Here is a 17,882-nt window from a genome sequence, read left to right on the forward strand (position 1 = left end):
GTTCTCCTTTAACTTCTATATATATAGGGGTTTCATATCTCATAAAGAGGATCAATTATGAAACAGCAGCAGCACCGCCAACGATTTCCGAGATCTCTCGGGTAATCGCCGCTTGACGCAGCTTGTTATAAACCAGTTGTAAATCGTTGATTAAGTCGCCAGCATTATCGGTTGCCGCTTTCATTGCAACCATACGTGATGACTGCTCTGAAGCAATGTTTTCCATAACCGCTTGATAGACGATCGATTCGATATAACGCCCAAGCAATTCATCAATCAAAGTTTTGACATCAGGCTCGTAGATATAATCCCAGCTCAGTTCGGTTTTTATACCGCTCTCTTCATCGTTTAAAGCATTCTCTGGTAATGGTACCAGCTGATTAACTGTAGGCTTTTGAGTCATCGCATTGATGAATTGGTTATAAACCACATAGATACGATCTATATTGCCTTTATTATAGTCATCAAGCATAGCTTGCACAGGCGAGTTAATCTGCTCAAAGGTTGGCTTATCGCCATAATCAGTCACAGCTGAGGTAACTTTACCGCCGAAGCTCTTAAAAAAGCTGACGCCTTTAGAACCAATAACGGCAAACTCAGCGTCTACGGACTGGTCTTGATACTGTTGAATATTTTTTGATAAAGCTTTGAATAAGTTAATATTCAAACCACCCGCTAGACCTCGATCTGAGGTGATAACGATATAGCCCACTTTATTAACTGGGCGCGTTACCATATATGGATGCTTATAGTCTGATGAGGCATGCACCAAATGCGAGATAACCCGGCGCATACTATCGGCATACGGGCGACCCACACTCATGCGCTCTTGAGCTCGGCGCATCTTACTCGCCGCTACCATTTGCATAGCACGAGTAATTTTTTGGGTGCTTTTAATACTGGTGACTTTGGCACGTATCTCTTTTAAGCTTGCCATAATGATTCCAATATAAGAGGGTTAAAAAGCATTGACGCACTATTTAAATAAAAAACACAACTACTATTAAATAACACTACGCAATTATATGCTGCTGCTTATAGGTAGTGACACGGATTTAAAAAACGTGCCACTATCCTTACTATCAGCTAGATTAGCTTAACCCGTTAACTTAGTATTTACTAACTTAGTATTTGTTAACTCAGTAACTATTAACCTAGTAACTGCTAAATTAGTAACTGTGGTTTTGTTTAAAAGTCTCAACAGATGATTTCAAACGACCAGCAATATCATCATTATAGTTTGCTGTTTCATCAATCTCATTCATTAAGTCAGATTGCTCATCGTGCATATAACGCAAGTAAGCTTCTTCAAAAGAGCCAATCTTATCGACAGGTACGTCTGCTAAGAAACCTTCATTTGAAGCATAGATAACAGCGGCTTGCTCAGAGATAGACATGGGCTGATATTGTTTTTGTTTCATCAGTTCAGTCACACGCTCACCATGATCCAACTGTTCGCGCGTCGCATCATCAAGATCTGATGCAAACTGAGCAAAGGCTGCTAATTCACGATACTGAGCCAGTGCAGTACGAATACCACCAGATAATTTCTTAATGATCTTCGTTTGCGCTGCACCACCAACACGAGATACCGAGATACCAGCGTTAACTGCTGGACGGATACCTGAGTTAAATAGGCTTGACTCTAAGAAGATCTGACCATCAGTAATTGAAATTACGTTAGTTGGTACGAATGCAGATACGTCACCCGCTTGAGTTTCAATAATCGGCAATGCAGTCAAAGAACCTGTTTTACCAACCACTTCACCATTAGTGAACTTCTCTACATACGCTGCGTTGACGCGTGATGCACGCTCAAGTAAACGTGAATGAAGATAGAATACATCTCCAGGATAAGCTTCACGACCTGGTGGACGACGTAGCAACAGTGATATCTGACGATAAGCAACCGCTTGCTTTGATAAATCATCAAAGATGATTAACGCATCTTCACCGCGGTCACGGAAATACTCACCCATCGTACAACCTGAATATGGTGCGATATACTGTAGTGCTGCTGGCTCTGAGGCTGACGCGACTACTACTGTGGTATACTCAAGTGCGCCAGTTTGCTCAAGCTTACGTACAACGTTAGCGATCGTAGAACGCTTCTGACCAATAGCCACATAAACACATTTGATGCCAGATGATTTCTGAGCAATAATCGCATCAATCGCCATCGCGGTTTTACCCGTCTGACGGTCACCAATGATAAGCTCACGCTGACCACGACCGATTGGAATCATCGTATCAACGGCTTTATAGCCCGTCATTACTGGTTGATCCACTGATTGACGATCAATAACGCCCGGGGCGATTTTCTCGACTTTATCAGTCATTTTGGCATCGATAGGGCCTTTGCCATCGATAGGATTACCTAGGGCATCAACAACACGTCCTAGCAGCTCAGGGCCTACAGGTACTTCAAGAATACGACCTGTACAATAAGCCTTTTGGCCTTCTTGTAATTTTAGATAATCACCTAAGACTACTGCACCGACAGAATCACGCTCTAAGTTCAGCGCCATACCGTAGATTTCGCCTTCAAACTCGATCATTTCGCCATACATGGCATCTTCAAGACCATGAATCTGCACGATACCGTCAGATACTTTGACAATCGTGCCTTCATTCTTTGCAGTTGCACCCGCATCAAGGTCTTGAATACGCTGCTTAATCAGACTACTGATTTCCGCTGGATTCAATTGTTGCATTGCCTGGATTCCTTTAATTTATGATACCGCTTGCGTGCTTAAAGATGCCTACTAACACTCCAAGCCATCTTTAGCTCGATAGTGTCTGTAGAACGTATTAAGCCGTTAGCTGTGTTTTTAACTGTTTTAACTTGCCGCGCACCGAATCATCAATGATCTTGTCACCGACTTTTATGGTAGCGCCTGCTAAAAGACTAGGGTCAACGGTTTCGTGGATCACCACACTAGCATTGAGCGAAGTGGAGAGACGGGTTTGTATCTGTTCACGTTGAGCCACTGTCAATGGATAAGCTGTGGTTACATAAGCGTCGAGCTGCTTTAGGCTAATCGCTTTGTGACGACGATAATGCTCGTAAACCTCAGGCAGCAAAGCTAAACGCTCTTGCTCTGCTAACTGATTGACAAAGTTGCTAAGCGCCGCAGATACTTTAGGAGAGCTTGAGCTATCACTAGAGCCTTTGGTTGCACTTAATAACTGCTTAAAAGCAGACTCGCCATCACCAGCTACTTGCGTATCATAAAGATCAGTCAAAGCCGCTGACTTATGCTCAGCGCTAACCGCTGGATTGTCTAGCATAGTGTGGAACGATTTATCACTGACAATAGTGCTGGCAACGAATAAAAAGTCTTCCCACGCGTTGACTACGCCGTGCTCGTTAGCATAGTCAAACGCAGCTTTTGCATAGGGTCGTGCTAAGGTTGATAAGTCAGCCATTATATCCTCACAATTACAGCTTCGCCGCCAGTTGATCTAACATGCTGGCATGTTTTTGCATATCGACTTTTTCTTGCAAAATCTTCTCAGCACCAAGGACTGCAAGCTCTGCAACTTGATTACGTAATGACTCACGCGCTTGATTGATTTCTTGGTCGATTGCCGCTTGTGCTTGCTGACGAATACGCTCGCCTTCTATTTGTGCTTGCGATTTGGCGTCTTCAACAAGTTGATTAGCGCTTTTATTCGCCTGCTCAATGAGCGCAGCCGCACGGGTTTTAGCAAGGTTAAGCTCTTGCTCTACATCTTGCTCTGCGGTCGCCAGGTCGGCTTTTGCTTTTTCAGCGGCATTTAAGCCTTCAGCGATTTTGCGCTGACGCTCATTAATAGCACCGATAAGTGGTGGCCACACAAACTTCATGCAGAACATCACAAAGATTGCAAAAGCAATGGCTTGACCGATGAGGGTAGAATTGATATTCACGTGATCACCTCTTTGTTAATGAAAAATCAGTTTCATTGACCATGTTTGATAGTCAAGGTTTGGCTATGGTTTCTAGACAAGCATCGAAAATCAAACATTTTCAACTGAGCTTTCTGATTAACCTGCTAGAGGGTTTGCGAACAACAATAGCATAGCGATACCAACACCGATCATTGGGATCGCATCAAGTAAGCCTGCTACGATGAACATACGGGTTTGCAACTGTGAGCCAAGCTCTGGTTGACGGGCAACGCCTTCTAAGAATTTGCCACCTAAGATTGCAAAGCCAATACCTGTACCTAGTGCGCCAAGGCCGATAAGTAGCGCTACTGCGATAACTGTGTAACCACCTAATACTGGATCCATTGATGTAACCTCATTTACCTATTGAAAAATTAATGTTCAGTTGAAGATGCTAGTGACATATAAACTATCGTTAGCATCATAAATACGAACGCTTGGAGGGTAATAATTAAAATATGGAAAATCGCCCATGGTACTGATAGTGCCCACTGAATCCAAAAAGGCATCAAGGCAATCAGTATGAAAATCAACTCACCAGCATACATGTTACCGAATAGTCGTAGACCTAAAGAGATAGGCTTGGCTATTAGGGTAACAAACTCTAAGATGAAGTTAATGGGTATTAAAATAATTTGTACGATAGGGTTTTTAGCGCTAAAAGGATGTAGCGTTAACTCGCCAACAAACCCGCCTAAACCTTTTTCTTTGATACTATAAAATAAAATCAAGATAAAGACAGAGAAGGACATACCAAGGGTAATGTTAGGATCAGTCGTTGGGACAATCTTAAAGAACACATGATGCGGATCGTGTCCCATCATTGCGCCAATTTGTCCAGCAATCATCGGGATAAAATCAACGGGTAGTAAATCCATCAAGTTCATCAAGAATATCCACACAAAGATGGTCAACGCTAAAGGCGCGATCAGCTTTGAGGTGCCACTGTAAGAGTCACGGACGTTGTTATCAACGAACTCAACAATCATCTCAACGGCAGCCTGTGTTTTGCTTGGCACCCCTGAAGTGACTTTTCGAGCGACCATCCAAAAGATCGCACAGAAAACAATGCCTAAACCAATTGACCAAAGCATAGAATCAAGGTGGATGGCTTTAAAGCCCATAGCACTTGCTTCTTCTGCCGTATAGGCAACCTTCCAACCTTCGCCCGGCAAATAGCCGTACGTCCAATTGGTCAAATGGTGAGAGATATATTCTGTTGTTGTTTGCTCGCCTGCCATAGTTTCAGCTTCTTATTAATCAACGATTTACTCAACTACCAAAAATATGGTTGTTATCTTCTAAGGTTGTTTATCTCACTTATTAATGAGACAAATAAACGCCTATTCAGCGCCCTTAAAATCAATAACAACCACCCCAATCTAGCTTTTACCCTAATGCAAATACTTGTTTTTATTAGCTTTACATAAATTTTAGCTATAAAAAAAGGGCTTGAAAGTAATAACTACTAGCCCTTTATATTCACATATAAGCTTATTTTACATAAGCTGGTTATATGTTGGCTTGTCTGTATCCATTCGACAAGTCTGCTGCTCAAATTAGTAAAGTTGAGCAAAACAATTAGTTGTGTATAGTAATGCAGCGTTGTATTCGTGTAAAGCCTATTATTCATTTTTTATCTACTATCTGCTTGATTTATTAGCTAACAGCTTTAACAGTATAGGTTTAGATGGATAAAGAAATTGTAAGATATTATTTTAAGTCTTGTTTTTAGTGAAAATTAGGCGTATTGAGCTATCATCCATTTATAACGTTACTTTATACGGCCCAACATCAGTACATGGCTGACTTTCATGGTAATAAACCCTATAAATAGAGCGGGTGCGGATAAGGGCTCAACCGTAGTAAAGATTAGAGCAAAACCAAAAACCGTCAATAGCCACTTTAGCGCCTGTCCACGGAAAAATTGACTAACAATGCGATTGCGAGCCTGATAGCCAGTATAACTAAACATAAACCAAGCGAATACCATTTGGGTTGCAAAACCTAGAAAACCACCGATAGCAGCACTTTTGGCTATGACTAAATCACTATGCAGCCAGCTACTATCTATCAGCCAAGCGCTGACAATAACTAATAATAGTGCCCAAGTTTGCCGTTTGAAATAGACCCGAATTTGATCTTTTTGGCTGCGTTTAGCAGGTTGGGTCATCAGCTATCCTAAAATGTTAAAGGCTCAACAAAGCGCTGATTATTATAGTAATTAACCTGAGCGTAAGCAAGTGAAACACGTCTACTATCAATTGTTTAGCGCTGACTTGACTTAAGCTTTATCTACAGCGAGCTAATTTTAAAGACACACTGGTTATCAGTTTTGTAGGGTGTGGTTAGCGAAGCATAAACCGCCAAATAGTTTAGATAACAATAGTTTAGATAGCATAGGCAGGTTACGTTTTATCTTGATTCTCTGCGAGAACAGAATAAAACTAACCTACTCTACGATAATTAAGTCATCGCTCACTTTAATATACTTAGACAGTTACGAGTAAGGTTTTACTCATATTAAAGTAGTTATCAGTGACAAACTAAACTATGCAGTTGGTTATCTGCTCGCTCATATCACGCCAGCCTTGTACAAAGTCCTGAGTGGCACTCATATCCTCTGATTGTATAGTGCTAGTCACAGGCTGTAGCTTCGCCAATAACCCTTTTGCAGGCGTACTTTGCGTGACCAAACACATGGTTTCAGCAGGGCGCTGCTCGCTCAGCCAACGTATTTGACTGGCTTTTGGTGCTAAATGATGATCCTGGCTTAGGCTGCCGACAAATTGAAGATTGGTAGCTGCTTCTAGGTACTGATAAGCATCATGATAAGCCCAATAAGGACGCAGCTGATTGAGATTTTTCGGCTTATTTTGTAAGGCTACTGCTTGATCCATACGCTGAGCAAACTCTTGCGCGTTGGCTTGATACAGCGCTTTATATTGCGGATTGGCATGGCTATGGATTACTGCCAAAGCGCGAGTGATTGCCTTGGCATTTTCAGGATCTAGCCAAATATGGGGATCTAACGTTCCTTGCATAGGCTGACCTTTGACGTCGCGAAGTGGGTGGCGATTGAAAGCGTCAAAGGCAAACAGTGAGATAGCATTTGGCGCAGTCTCTAAGCTAGTGGCTAGATTATTCTCTAATGACTTGCCAAACCAAACCACGAATTTGCTGTCCTGTATGTTTTTGATATCGCCTGGACTAATACTGCCATGATGACCGACTTCGCTTGGGTCTAATAGCTGTTTGGCTGAGGGTGCACCTATCGTTACCGCTTCGCTTAATAAAAATAGCGGATAGTTACTGACACTGACAGTCGCGGCTTGGGCATTTAAAATCATAGTGCTTATCATCACCAAAGCTGTTATCACCAGTCGCGGCAAGCTCAAAACAGGAGTTGATGCTTTGTTGATCAATGTCTTACACAGGCCGATGTCAGACTTTGTCTTTTTAGTGATAAGACTGGGATAAGATTTCATAGGTAAGCAATCCTCAATAAATAAGTGGTGATAAGGTAAATGGTACAAGGTAAGCGATGATAAATAATAGGACAGTGATGCGCCTTTTATTATTTCATTATGTTATACCATAACAATTATAAATGTATAGTTATTTTGAGCTATAATTTTAAAATAATATTATGTTATAATATAACGATTAATAGTTATTATTGGAGTTACTGCCTTGTCTACTACTGTTTCTGCTTGTCAGCATCCTCACGATACTCAGCATCTTTCAAGCGCTGATATCGCTGAGCGATTGATCGCTGCCATAGAGCAGTGTCGTGTACGAGGTGTGCGTTTTACTCAGCTACGCAAGCAAATATATGAGCTAGTTCTACAAGCTAAGAAGCCTGTCGGTGCTTATGATTTGATGACCCAGCTACAGCAGCTGCGCTTAGCACAGATGGCTGACACTGATGGCTTAGCTACAGAGCTTGTCGCCAAACAAAAGAAGCAACTTCCTAAAAATGTAGCGCCACCAACGGTGTATCGTAGTCTGGAGTTTTTATTAGGCGAAGGTCTTATCCATCAACTGACCTCAATCAATGCTTATGTGCCTTGCTGTCATCCCCGCGCTGAGCATACTGCCGCCTTTCTGATCTGTGACATATGCCTGCGCGTACAAGAATGTAGTAGCTTGCCTGTACAAGAGATGATGAGCTTTGCAGAACAAGACGTTGGCTTTAGAGTGACTCGTAGCGTCATTGAATTGAGCGGTCGCTGCCAAAACTGTCATTAGCTTTTACAGGTTAACCCTTTTCATTTTTAGTTGATCCTTTTATAGCTACTACTATGCCCTGATTTACGTCCGATGAGCTACCCTATTATGAGTTATTTAAGTCTTTCCTCCAGCTCGCCCAACGCTTCTATTGTTTCTACTGATCAATCAAATATCGATATACTCAACGCCAGTAATGAGAAGCGACCTATCGATAGTAAGCTTATAAGCTTAGACAATATCAACTACGATATCGATGGGCAACGCCTGCTATCTCATATCAATATCGACATTGCAGTCAATGAGACTTTAAGCCTTATTGGCCCTAATGGCGCTGGTAAATCAACGCTGGTCAAGCTGATCCTAGGTCTGATAAAGCCCAGTCAAGGCCGCATTATCACTCATCAAGCACTACGATTAGGCTACGTACCGCAGCGTTTTGCCGTAGCGCCTATCTTGCCACTGCGGGTGACTGACTTGTTAGCACAAGCCAATAAGCAGCGATTGAGCGCTGATCAACGCCAATTTATCTTTGATAATTTATCTTTGAATCATTTGCTGCCACAGCAGATGCTGCATCTATCAGGTGGTGAAACTCAACGCGTGCTGCTAGCAAGAGCCTTGCTCGAGAAGCCCAATTTACTGATTTTAGATGAGCCTATGCAAGGATTGGATCCTGAGACTGAGCTTTGGCTGTATAAGTTTATCGATGAGCTACCTGAATTTTTGCGCTGTGCAATGCTTGTGGTATCTCACGATCTGCATTGGGTGATGAGAGGCTCTCGGCGAGTGATCTGTTTGAATAAGCACATTTGCTGCGAGGGTCAGCCCAGCGAGCTGGCGATTAGCACTGAGTTTCAAAAGCTATTTGGTCATCACTACGAGCAGCCTTATGTGCACAAGCCTCATGCTTGCGAGCATCATAGTCGTTAATAAAAAAATGACTACTAAGAAAAGTTACTGATAAACAATCATTACTTATCATTTTCACAACGAATTTTAATGGACACTTTATGACTGCTTGGTTGGCTATCATCGCCCCTGCTTGGATCGCAGGCAGCATTCTAGGACTGCTATCAGCTCCACTTGGCTGTCTCGTATTATGGCGGCGTATGGCTTTTTTTGCTGATGCACTAGCGCATGGTACGCTGCTTGGTGTGGCACTAGCCGTCTGGTGGCAATTGCCTATGGGTATTGGGATCGCGATAGTCAGTATCGCGGTTGTGTTAGGACTAGTGCTCATTGATGATGAGCGGCTGCCTGTAGATGCCGTATTAGCCGTAGTCGCGGTGACTTTATTATGTCTTGGGCTACTAGCTTTGACTCAATTGACCAACCAGCAAGCCAATGTATTGGGGTTTTTATTCGGTAACTTACTTGAGCTGGATTGGTCAGATTTACCCCTACTTGGCGTTAGCGTAGCGGTAGGCTTAGGGCTGCTAATATATATTTGGCCTGCGCAAGTCAAGCTGGCCACTCATGAAGCTTTAGCTCGTATTCAAGGTATTGATCCGACTCGCCAGCGGCTGTTTTTTATGGGTCTACTAGCAGGGTTTTGTGCCATTGCTCTACAAGCGGTCGGCAGCTTACTTATCAGTGGCTTATTGGTACTGCCCGCTTTGACCGCAAGGCTTTATTCCACAGCACCTAAGCAGATGGTGATCATCGCCCTAGTCATAGCACAGGTTGGAGTAACGCTAGGGGTTTGGGGTAGTATCTGGCTGGATATTCAGACAGGTTTATCGATAGTATTAGTGCTAGCGATAATATTCTTTGCAGCACTTATCCTCTCAAAGTTGCTCTCGTCTAAGCCGATATTGGCTAAATTTCTCGCGCGTCGTCGTCAACACTAAAAAATAGCTCGAAGGGATAAGGCTCAAGTTATTATCATAATTAATTCAACTTTATTTTACTGAAGTCATTAAAGTTTCACACAAACTATGTTATAACCTTTTGCTACATTTACTTTTTAGAATGTTACTAATTAGGCTATATTGACCACTCGATAAGGATTGCCCCTTATGCTAAGTAGTCCTGTTTATATCCATGCTCAGAGCGAAGTATTCAATATTTTGCAACTGACTGATTTACATTTAACCACTGACAACGCCATGCACAGCTGTCAGCAGAGGTTTGATAAGGTGCTTAATCAAGCGCTTGAGGAAGCAGCTGAACAGAATGTGGTATGTGATTTGATTTTAGTAACAGGTGATCTAGTCAGTCAGGTTGAGCCTGCTATTTATGATTATATTTTTGCGGTATTGACTGCGACGAATATTCCTTTTGCTTGTATTGCGGGCAATCACGACGTTACCGAGGAGGTAGGTTATGATTTACCATTTGATCAGCGCCAGCTTATCGCACACCCTGCTGATCCACGTCTGCTGAGTCGCTATATTATAGATTCTGATTACTGGCAAATATTACTGATAAACTCTGCTATTGCTGGCCGAGTTGCAGGCGAGATTGAAGAGGATGATATCGACTGGCTATGTACGCAGCTTGACCGCTGTGATAAGCCTGCATTGCTCGCAATCCACCATCATCTTATCCCTATGTGCTCTGAATGGATAGATGCGCATATGGTACAAAATGCTGAAATGTTTTGGCAACGTACTAAAGACTGTGATAATTTACGCGTTATCATCAATGGGCATACGCATCAAGAACAAGTCCAGCATCGTAATGGTGTTACTGTTTATACGACACCTTCAACTTGCTATCAGTATCAGCCCCTTAATGATGAATTTGCTTATGATAAGACATCGCGTCCTGGATTTCGCTGGTTGCAATTAGCCAACAATGGACAGGTTGCAAGCTGGGTTAAAAGGTTGGATACTTGAGCGCCATTATTATTCTTATAAAAACATTGTAGTCGTATAAAGCTATTGCTATAAGTAAATATCGGCTATGATAAGGTAGAGATAAGCGCTTTTGGTGAAATGGATATTTGTCCAAAAGTACGAAGATAATGTTGTTTTTATAATTAAAAATGAAGCAAACTTAAATTGCGTTGAGTGTACGACCTAAGCAAAGTCCGTTAAGAATTATTTTTATACTAGAGTAAAGTCACGCTGACTCTTTGTTTTGCGCTATTGTTTTGTTGGATTAATTTGAAAAAATAGGATACCTACTATGAGCACCCTAACCACAGATCCGAATGATGTAAAGTTCACCCCTTATGAGCCAGCTAAAGACGAAGAATATATGTCTGATGCCCAGCTTGAGCACTTTAAAGCTATTTTGTTAGATTGGAAGCACCAGCTGGTAGGTGAGGCTGATCGTACTAAGACCTACATCCAAGATGAATCAAGCTCTATGCCAGATATCAATGATCGGGCCACTCAAGAAGAAGAGTTTGCTTTAGCGCTGCGCACTCGTGATCGTGAGCGTAAGCTGATTCGCAAAATCGACAAGTCAATGTCAGAGATTGAGAACGATGATTATGGTTTTTGTGAGACTTGTGGCGTTGAGATCGGCTTGCGTCGCTTAGAAGCTCGCCCCACTGCAACTCAGTGTATTGATTGCAAGACATTATCCGAGATGAAAGAGCGTCAAAACCAAGGTCAGTAGTCGCTTAATTTTTGTACCTCTAAAGAATAAAAAGTGAGCATTTCTCAATAGGAGTTCTCACTTTATTTTGTGTGCTCTATTTTATAAGTACGGTTAAGAGCCACTATACTCATCTGCAATCCATCATTCAAAAGTACCCATGAATGCTACTGAAAATAAATATCTTTTTAAAACAAGCTTGTTTATCCTAAAGCTATCTTCTCATTTTGGTAGCTGATTACTTTGAACTCCAGTAAAAACCTCAACTCTCCTTCTACATTTGTGTCGTCAAAGTCAAAAAGTCACCCTCAAGTGCGTATACCCGTAGGTCGTTTTGCGCCTTCGCCTACTGGTGAGCTACATTTGGGCTCTTTGACTACTGCGCTGGCAAGCTATTGCCATATCAAGTCATTAGGCGGTGATTGGCTACTACGTATGGAAGATACCGATATCACGCGTTGTGATCGTCAGTTCAGTGAGCAAATATTATTAGACTTAGAAGCGCTTGGAATGCTCTGGGATGGCGATATCATTTATCAGTCTGAGCGTACTGACATCTATAATGACTATTTGCAGTCAGCACTACAGCCGCTAAGCTATGGCTGTCAGTGTTCGCGTAAGCGCTTAGCACAGTTTTGGGCGGTACAGGAGCATCAGCAACAGCTTAACCCTATTGATAAAAAGTCTGATCGGCAGCGCTATCCTCGCTGTTGTATCGATGCTGAGCTAAACAAGCAACATCACAAACTGCGCTTGCAATTGCCCGATTACACCACAGGGTTTATAGATGGTATTCAAGGGCTGCAATGGGCGAATCCTCAGCAAACTTTAGGTGATATGGTCGTGCGTCGGCAAGACAGTACCATTAACTACATCCTAGCAGCTAGTATCGATGATGGCTTGCAAAATGTCAGCCATGTCATGCGTGGCCTCGATATCCTACCAATGACCACCGCGCAAATCGCTATCATGCAAATGGTCAAATTGCCTGCTATCGAGCGCTGGTATCATCTACCCTTAATCTGTAATAGCGAAGGTCAAAAGCTATCGAAACAGAATCTAGCGCAACCTATCAATACTAGCCAGCCCTGCAGGCTACTAGCTACTGCACTACACTTATTAAAACAGCCAGCAGTCGATATCGATACCCCAGAGCGAATGCTCATGCAAGCTGTGAGTCAATGGACAAATAAACCGCTACAAGGGTTAGAGCAGCTAAATGAGAGTGGTAGATAGTTTAGATTATTAGGGCGTGTTCCGTGGGTTAGCACCCACGCTACGTCATGTTTGCTTGTAAGCTCAAGAGTGTTTTATTAATAATAACGACATTGACTCTTTTCAATCTCAGGGCTTTCTTTATATATTTTTAATAATAAGGCGACCATGATTAAGCTAATTAGCATTGATGAGCCGCCATAGCTAAAGAATGGCATGGTCAAACCTTTCGTCGGCATCGCACCCATATTCATCGCTGCATTAATAATAGTTTGGGCAATAAAAATAACTCCAATGCCAAAAGCAGTATAGCTCATACGCATCTGTCGACGTTTTAGTGCATTGTAGCTAATACGCATTGCACTGCCGATAATAAGAGCCTCTAGTAGCAAAATCATCGTTACGCCGACAAAGCCCAATTCCTCACCCGTAATCGCTAACAAAAAATCGGTATGTGCTTCTGGCAAATGTGAGAGTTTTTGCACGCTTTCGCCATAGCCGACCCCTGTGAACTGACCACGACCAAAAGCGATCAGACTACGCGCCAGCTGATAATCCGTATCTTGAATATCATCAAACGGGTCTAAAAATGATAAGGCGCGGGTCAATCGATACTCCACCAGCGTTACCGCTAATACCCCAAGACCGCCTACTACTGCACCTAATGCCAAGAATTGCTTATAAGGCGCGCCTGCAATATAAAATATCGCAAATACGGTACCTACAATTACTACCAGCGAGCCAAAATCGGGCTGCAACAACAATAACAACGTCATCATGCCAATAACTAATGAGATGCGCAAAAACCCATCCCAACCATTACGCACTTCAAATGAGCGCCGCACTACGAAGTCGGAGACAAAAACGATAATCACTAACTTGGCAAGCTCTGCTACCTGAAAGTTAATAAATACCAAATTGAGCCAACGCTTTGAGCCATTGATTGGCGTACCAAACAACGTTGCGATCAATAGCAACGCTGTGATCCCTAATAGAATAAATTGCGTGCCTGTTTGATATAGCGTCTTTAGCGGTACCAGATAATAAGCTAGCGCTGCCGCAAACAGTCCAACACCCATATAGAGCAGCTGACGATTAAAAAAATGCAGCTCGGTCATACCGCGACTCAGCGCAAAGGGTATAGAAGCCGAAGCGACCATCAGCAGACTGAGCACCATCATACAGCCGACACTAGAGAGGAGTATTGAGCGCACTGAAGGTAAGGACAGAACACCGTCTGAGCGCGTATTCAGCTTAGACGAGGTAGATTTATTAAAAAAGGAGAGCGCCATAATATTCAAACACACTAACAAGCAAAGTACACGGCGTCTAATACCTGATATTCAATATCCAGTATAAGTAACAAGACGCCACCGTTAAATCATTAAGTTATTAATCATCAAGCTATTAAGAACATAGCATTAAACTGTTGAAGACGTAATATTGAACTACTGAACAATAAGTTATTGACAGTAGCAGCAATAGCTATACAAAACAATAGGATAAGACAAGCGTATATTAACACTTATCTCGCTTTCATTGAGAATCGATAGCAGTAGTATCAGCGGCAAGCTCATTGACTAGCTGAGTAAAATATTCACCGCGAGCAGCGTAGCCACTGAACTGATCAAAGCTGGCACAAGCAGGCGATAGTAGCACCGCTTGCACTTGCGATAGACTACTATCGGTTAGCTGCCCAATGATGACAAAAGCATTATCTAAGGTTTGGCATTGATGCAGACGAACGTCATCACTGAGGGCAGCGGCACGCAGATCTTGCTCTATCAGCTTGCTATCTTCGCCAATACATAGGACTTGGCTGACATATTTATTAATAAAAGGGCTCAGCTCACCGAATTGTTGTGCCTTGCCTTGTCCGCCTAAAATCAATAACAGCTTGCCATCTTTTGGCGCATATACGGCACCGAGTCCTTCGATAGCTGCAATCGTTGAGCCGATATTAGTGCCTTTTGAATCATTGAAATAGTCGATATCTGCTACTGTAGCGATATATTGACAGCGATGTTCAAGACCTGCGAACTGTTGTAGGGTGCCTAGCATACTCTCTAATGGGATACCTGCCAGCTCGCCAAGTGCTAGCGCAGCTTGAGCATTGAGCAGATTATGACGACCCTTTATCACCAGCTTATCTGCCGATAGTAATCTCTCTGTACCACGCGCTAAATAAATTTGCCCATCAGGCTCAGTAATCAAGCCATATTGGCCATTATCAGGCGCATGAATACCCGTACTAATACGCGGTAAGTTATCGGCAACTAAAGGCCGTGTCAAAGCATCTTCGCGGTTGATCACGACGGACTTTGCACCCTGAAAGATACGGTGTTTGGCCTGATGATAGCCAAGCATGTCGCCGTGACGATCCAAATGATCGGGCGACATATTGAGCACAGTAGCGACCTGAGCGCCAAGGTTAGTCACCGTTTCTAATTGAAAGCTCGATAGCTCTAGCACTGCCAGCTGCATATTCGGATTGGCTAGCAAATTCAATGCAGGTATACCGATATTACCGCCTACCCCAACATCGATACCTGCATCCTCTGCCATTTGCCCCACTAAGCTGGTTACGGTGCTCTTAGCGTTAGAGCCTGTGATTGCGACAATAGGCACAGTGCAAGCGGCGCAAAATAGCTGAATATCGCTGACGACAGCAATACCTGCCCCTCGAGCGGCAGCAACGGCTGCGGTAGTTAGAGCAATACCAGGGCTAATAACAATACGAGCAGCTTGCAATAATAACTCAGCATCAATTGCCCCAAATTGTCGAATCTCAACAGCTGCAGGTAATTGCTCTGCTAGTAATGGTTTGCTTTGGCTGTCAGTCACAGCAACTTGATAGCCATGATCTGCTAAATATCGCGCTGCTGAGAGTCCTGACTGTCCTAGGCCTACCACTACCTGTAGTCCACCGCCTTTATGAATAAGAGTATCTGTTGTGGCACGGCTAGTCATATTTTATCCTTTTAAGGGGCTGGTATTGAAGGGCTAATAATAGCTTACGCTTCGGTTGCATGGCATCATAACGCTATCGTTCATTTTTCGATACTGCTTTTTTGCCACTTTGTGCTATTATGCGCATACTTTTATATGAAATTGTAATGCACGACTTAAGCGTGCCATACCTATCCTATTTTATTCTTGGTCTGAGTGTCATACGCTTAGAGACCTTGCTTGAATATCTAACCAAATCTTATAGTCTTCATAGCCTGCAATACGCTTCAATAACTTTAAAATGATAGCGTCTAGATGATAGTTTTTGAGCTATCAAGCTAAGCAGCACCTTATTTAATGGATCAGCTTTTTTAATAATTAAACCTTAATTATTAATACGGTATCAACTCTATTAGATAATGATGAATTTTTTCGCCTCCAACCCTATGCAGTTTACTTATGACCTCATTTATTGATAGCTTACATGACGAATGGTTCTCTAATATCCGCGGTGACATTTTATCGGGTACTGTAGTCGCACTAGCGCTGATTCCAGAAGCCATTGCCTTCTCTATTATCGCAGGTGTCGATCCAAAAGTCGGTCTTTATGCCTCGTTTTGTATTGCTGTCGTCATCAGCTTTGTAGGGGGACGCCCTGGGATGATCTCAGCAGCTACTGGTGCTATGGCTCTAGTCATGGTCGATCTAGTCGCTGATTATGGCTTGCAATACTTGCTGGCCGCCACGCTTTTGTGCGGTGGTATTCAGATTGTAATGGGTATTTTAAAGCTTGGCAATCTTATGCGCTTTGTGTCGCGCTCGGTGATAATAGGCTTCGTCAATGCGCTCGCGATTTTGATCTTTGCCGCGCAGCTGCCTGAGCTCAATCCAATGACTGAGCGAGTTGGCTTGACGGTCTACATTATGACGGCAGCGGGGCTGGCGATTATTTATCTGTTTCCGCTGATTCCTAAGATCGGTCGTATACTACCCTCGCCCTTGATCTGTATCGTCGGTCTGACCGCGGTGGCTATGTATCTGAATCTAGATATCCGCAACGTTGGTAGTATGGGTGACCTACCTGATTCGCTACCTGTGTTTTTGTTGCCTGATATCCCGCTTAATTTAGATACTTTATTAATTATCGCGCCTTATTCTATTACCCTTGCGATCATCGGTTTACTTGAGTCCATGATGACCGCGACTATCGTCGATGAGCTCACCGATACCTCAAGTGATAAGAACCGCGAGTGCCGTGGTCAAGGCATATCGAATGTGGTTGCTGGATTCTTCGGTGGTATGGCAGGTTGTGCGATGATTGGTCAGTCAATGATCAACATAAAATCAGGAGGTCGAGGGCGCTTATCAGCATTGATAGCAGGGGTAGTACTCCTCATTATGGTGGTATTTTTAGGTCAATGGGTCAGCCAGATTCCAATGGCAGCGCTGGTAGCCGTGATGATTATGGTCTCTATCGGTACCTTTAACTGGCAGTCTATCCGCGAGTTCAAAACTCATCCTTTATCCTTTAATATCGTCATGCTAGCCACGGTATTGACCACCGTACTTACTCATAACTTAGCTTATGGAGTCGGCGTTGGGGTGCTGCTATCCGCGCTCGCCTTTGCTAATAAGATCGGTCAGTTCTTAACGATATTTAGCGAGTATGATGATGCTAATAATAGTCGCTACTATTACGTACAAGGGCAAGTGTTCTTTGCTTCGTCCACCCAGTTTTTGAACAGCTTTGACACCAAAGAGGCGCTCGATAGTATCCAAATCGACGTTAGCCAAGCACATTTTTGGGATGTTAGCGCGGTAGATACTTTGGATAAGCTTGTGATGCGCTTGCAACGTGAGGGAACTGATGTCAAAGTAGTAGGCCTTAATAACGCCAGTCGGACTTTGATTGATCGCTTCTCTATCCACGATCGCCGTGATATCGGGTTACTGGATTAATATCTGTTGAATTACATACCTCTTGAGTTTGGCGCTAGTTTTA

General features: G+C 43.0%; 17 protein-coding genes. 7 read left to right on the forward strand and 10 right to left on the reverse strand.

All coding sequences use genetic code 11. The features are described from left to right. Nucleotides 1-55 precede the first annotated feature (55 nt). The 8 genes from atpG to ACR63T_RS12625 all read right to left on the reverse strand — a co-directional run bounded on the left by atpG (nt 56) and on the right by ACR63T_RS12625 (nt 7,422). Nucleotides 56-937: a F0F1 ATP synthase subunit gamma gene (gene atpG, locus ACR63T_RS12590; protein ID WP_472784203.1), complete on the reverse strand. Its 882-nt coding sequence runs from the start codon at nt 935-937 to the stop codon at nt 56-58. A gap of 232 nt (nt 938-1,169) precedes the next feature. Next, complete coding sequence (gene atpA, locus ACR63T_RS12595; protein ID WP_201570456.1) at nt 1,170-2,714, reverse strand: F0F1 ATP synthase subunit alpha; 1,545 nt, start codon at nt 2,712-2,714, stop codon at nt 1,170-1,172. A gap of 97 nt (nt 2,715-2,811) precedes the next feature. Then, a complete protein-coding gene (locus ACR63T_RS12600; protein ID WP_472784204.1) occupies nt 2,812-3,429 on the reverse strand; it encodes a F0F1 ATP synthase subunit delta in 618 nt (205 codons plus the stop codon). A 13-nt stretch (nt 3,430-3,442) separates the two neighbouring features. Beyond that, nucleotides 3,443-3,913, reverse strand: a complete 471-nt coding sequence (locus ACR63T_RS12605; protein ID WP_305899070.1) for a F0F1 ATP synthase subunit B — start codon at nt 3,911-3,913, stop codon at nt 3,443-3,445. A 117-nt stretch (nt 3,914-4,030) separates the two neighbouring features. After that, complete coding sequence (gene atpE / locus ACR63T_RS12610) at nt 4,031-4,279, reverse strand: F0F1 ATP synthase subunit C (protein ID WP_010197960.1); 249 nt, start codon at nt 4,277-4,279, stop codon at nt 4,031-4,033. A 29-nt stretch (nt 4,280-4,308) separates the two neighbouring features. Continuing rightward, nucleotides 4,309-5,175 carry a F0F1 ATP synthase subunit A gene (gene atpB / locus ACR63T_RS12615; protein WP_201570459.1) on the reverse strand — a complete coding sequence of 289 codons (867 nt, stop codon included), beginning with the start codon at nt 5,173-5,175 and terminating at the stop codon, nt 4,309-4,311. A gap of 533 nt (nt 5,176-5,708) precedes the next feature. Beyond that, the gene (locus ACR63T_RS12620; protein WP_201570460.1) at nt 5,709-6,107 is read right to left on the reverse strand and encodes an ATP synthase subunit I; all 399 of its coding nucleotides are present in this window, start codon (nt 6,105-6,107) and stop codon (nt 5,709-5,711) included. Between the two features lie 373 nt (nt 6,108-6,480). Next, the gene (locus tag ACR63T_RS12625; RefSeq protein WP_201570461.1) at nt 6,481-7,422 is read right to left on the reverse strand and encodes a metal ABC transporter substrate-binding protein; all 942 of its coding nucleotides are present in this window, start codon (nt 7,420-7,422) and stop codon (nt 6,481-6,483) included. Nucleotides 7,423-7,627: 205 nt separating this feature from the next. Between ACR63T_RS12625 and ACR63T_RS12630 the strand changes: the two genes are divergently transcribed. The 6 genes from ACR63T_RS12630 to gluQRS all read left to right on the forward strand — a co-directional run bounded on the left by ACR63T_RS12630 (nt 7,628) and on the right by gluQRS (nt 12,952). Next, complete coding sequence (locus ACR63T_RS12630) at nt 7,628-8,185, forward strand: Fur family transcriptional regulator (RefSeq protein ID WP_472784205.1); 558 nt, start codon at nt 7,628-7,630, stop codon at nt 8,183-8,185. Nucleotides 8,186-8,344: 159 nt separating this feature from the next. Then, nucleotides 8,345-9,097 (forward strand): metal ABC transporter ATP-binding protein, encoded by a 753-nt coding sequence (locus tag ACR63T_RS12635; protein WP_472785285.1) that lies wholly within the window; start codon nt 8,345-8,347, stop codon nt 9,095-9,097. Nucleotides 9,098-9,177: 80 nt separating this feature from the next. Next, on the forward strand, nt 9,178-10,017 hold the full coding sequence (locus ACR63T_RS12640; RefSeq protein ID WP_201570464.1) for a metal ABC transporter permease: 840 nt from the start codon (nt 9,178-9,180) through the stop codon (nt 10,015-10,017). A gap of 168 nt (nt 10,018-10,185) precedes the next feature. After that, on the forward strand, nt 10,186-11,007 hold the full coding sequence (locus ACR63T_RS12645; protein ID WP_472784206.1) for a metallophosphoesterase family protein: 822 nt from the start codon (nt 10,186-10,188) through the stop codon (nt 11,005-11,007). Between the two features lie 292 nt (nt 11,008-11,299). Then, complete coding sequence (gene dksA / locus ACR63T_RS12650; RefSeq protein WP_472784207.1) at nt 11,300-11,737, forward strand: RNA polymerase-binding protein DksA; 438 nt, start codon at nt 11,300-11,302, stop codon at nt 11,735-11,737. 291 nt (nt 11,738-12,028) lie between these two features. After that, the gene (gene gluQRS, locus ACR63T_RS12655; protein WP_472784208.1) at nt 12,029-12,952 is read left to right on the forward strand and encodes a tRNA glutamyl-Q(34) synthetase GluQRS; all 924 of its coding nucleotides are present in this window, start codon (nt 12,029-12,031) and stop codon (nt 12,950-12,952) included. Between the two features lie 77 nt (nt 12,953-13,029). On the opposite strand, the gene ftsW is transcribed toward gluQRS, so the two are convergent. Together ftsW and murD are read right to left on the reverse strand one after the other, a co-directional pair. After that, nucleotides 13,030-14,223, reverse strand: coding sequence for a putative lipid II flippase FtsW (ftsW, locus tag ACR63T_RS12660; protein WP_201570467.1), 1,194 nt, complete (start codon nt 14,221-14,223; stop codon nt 13,030-13,032). 244 nt (nt 14,224-14,467) lie between these two features. After that, entirely contained in the window at nt 14,468-15,901 is a 1,434-nt protein-coding gene (gene murD / locus ACR63T_RS12665) for a UDP-N-acetylmuramoyl-L-alanine--D-glutamate ligase (protein WP_472784209.1), read from the reverse strand. 438 nt (nt 15,902-16,339) lie between these two features. Between murD and ACR63T_RS12670 the strand changes: the two genes are divergently transcribed. Further along, nucleotides 16,340-17,839 (forward strand): SulP family inorganic anion transporter, encoded by a 1,500-nt coding sequence (locus ACR63T_RS12670; protein ID WP_201570469.1) that lies wholly within the window; start codon nt 16,340-16,342, stop codon nt 17,837-17,839. Nucleotides 17,840-17,882: the final 43 nt, after the last annotated feature.

This window comes from Psychrobacter sp. M17(2026), assembly GCF_055699815.1.

Bases quoted from the DNA above. Each gene is read 5' to 3' on its own strand.
- atpE (WP_010197960.1), bottom strand. From the start codon at position 4,279: ATGGATCCAGTATTAGGTGGTTACACAGTTATCGCAGTAGCGCTACTT.
- ACR63T_RS12670 (WP_201570469.1), top strand. From the start codon at position 16,340: ATGACCTCATTTATTGATAGCTTACATGACGAATGGTTCTCTAATATC.
- atpA (WP_201570456.1), bottom strand. From the start codon at position 2,714: ATGCAACAATTGAATCCAGCGGAAATCAGTAGTCTGATTAAGCAGCGT.
- ACR63T_RS12620 (WP_201570460.1), bottom strand. From the start codon at position 6,107: ATGACCCAACCTGCTAAACGCAGCCAAAAAGATCAAATTCGGGTCTAT.
- ACR63T_RS12640 (WP_201570464.1), top strand. From the start codon at position 9,178: ATGACTGCTTGGTTGGCTATCATCGCCCCTGCTTGGATCGCAGGCAGC.
- dksA (WP_472784207.1), top strand. From the start codon at position 11,300: ATGAGCACCCTAACCACAGATCCGAATGATGTAAAGTTCACCCCTTAT.
- ACR63T_RS12600 (WP_472784204.1), bottom strand. From the start codon at position 3,429: ATGGCTGACTTATCAACCTTAGCACGACCCTATGCAAAAGCTGCGTTT.
- ACR63T_RS12645 (WP_472784206.1), top strand. From the start codon at position 10,186: ATGCTAAGTAGTCCTGTTTATATCCATGCTCAGAGCGAAGTATTCAAT.
- atpB (WP_201570459.1), bottom strand. From the start codon at position 5,175: ATGGCAGGCGAGCAAACAACAACAGAATATATCTCTCACCATTTGACC.
- murD (WP_472784209.1), bottom strand. From the start codon at position 15,901: ATGACTAGCCGTGCCACAACAGATACTCTTATTCATAAAGGCGGTGGA.
- ACR63T_RS12625 (WP_201570461.1), bottom strand. From the start codon at position 7,422: ATGAAATCTTATCCCAGTCTTATCACTAAAAAGACAAAGTCTGACATC.
- atpG (WP_472784203.1), bottom strand. From the start codon at position 937: ATGGCAAGCTTAAAAGAGATACGTGCCAAAGTCACCAGTATTAAAAGC.
- ftsW (WP_201570467.1), bottom strand. From the start codon at position 14,223: ATGGCGCTCTCCTTTTTTAATAAATCTACCTCGTCTAAGCTGAATACG.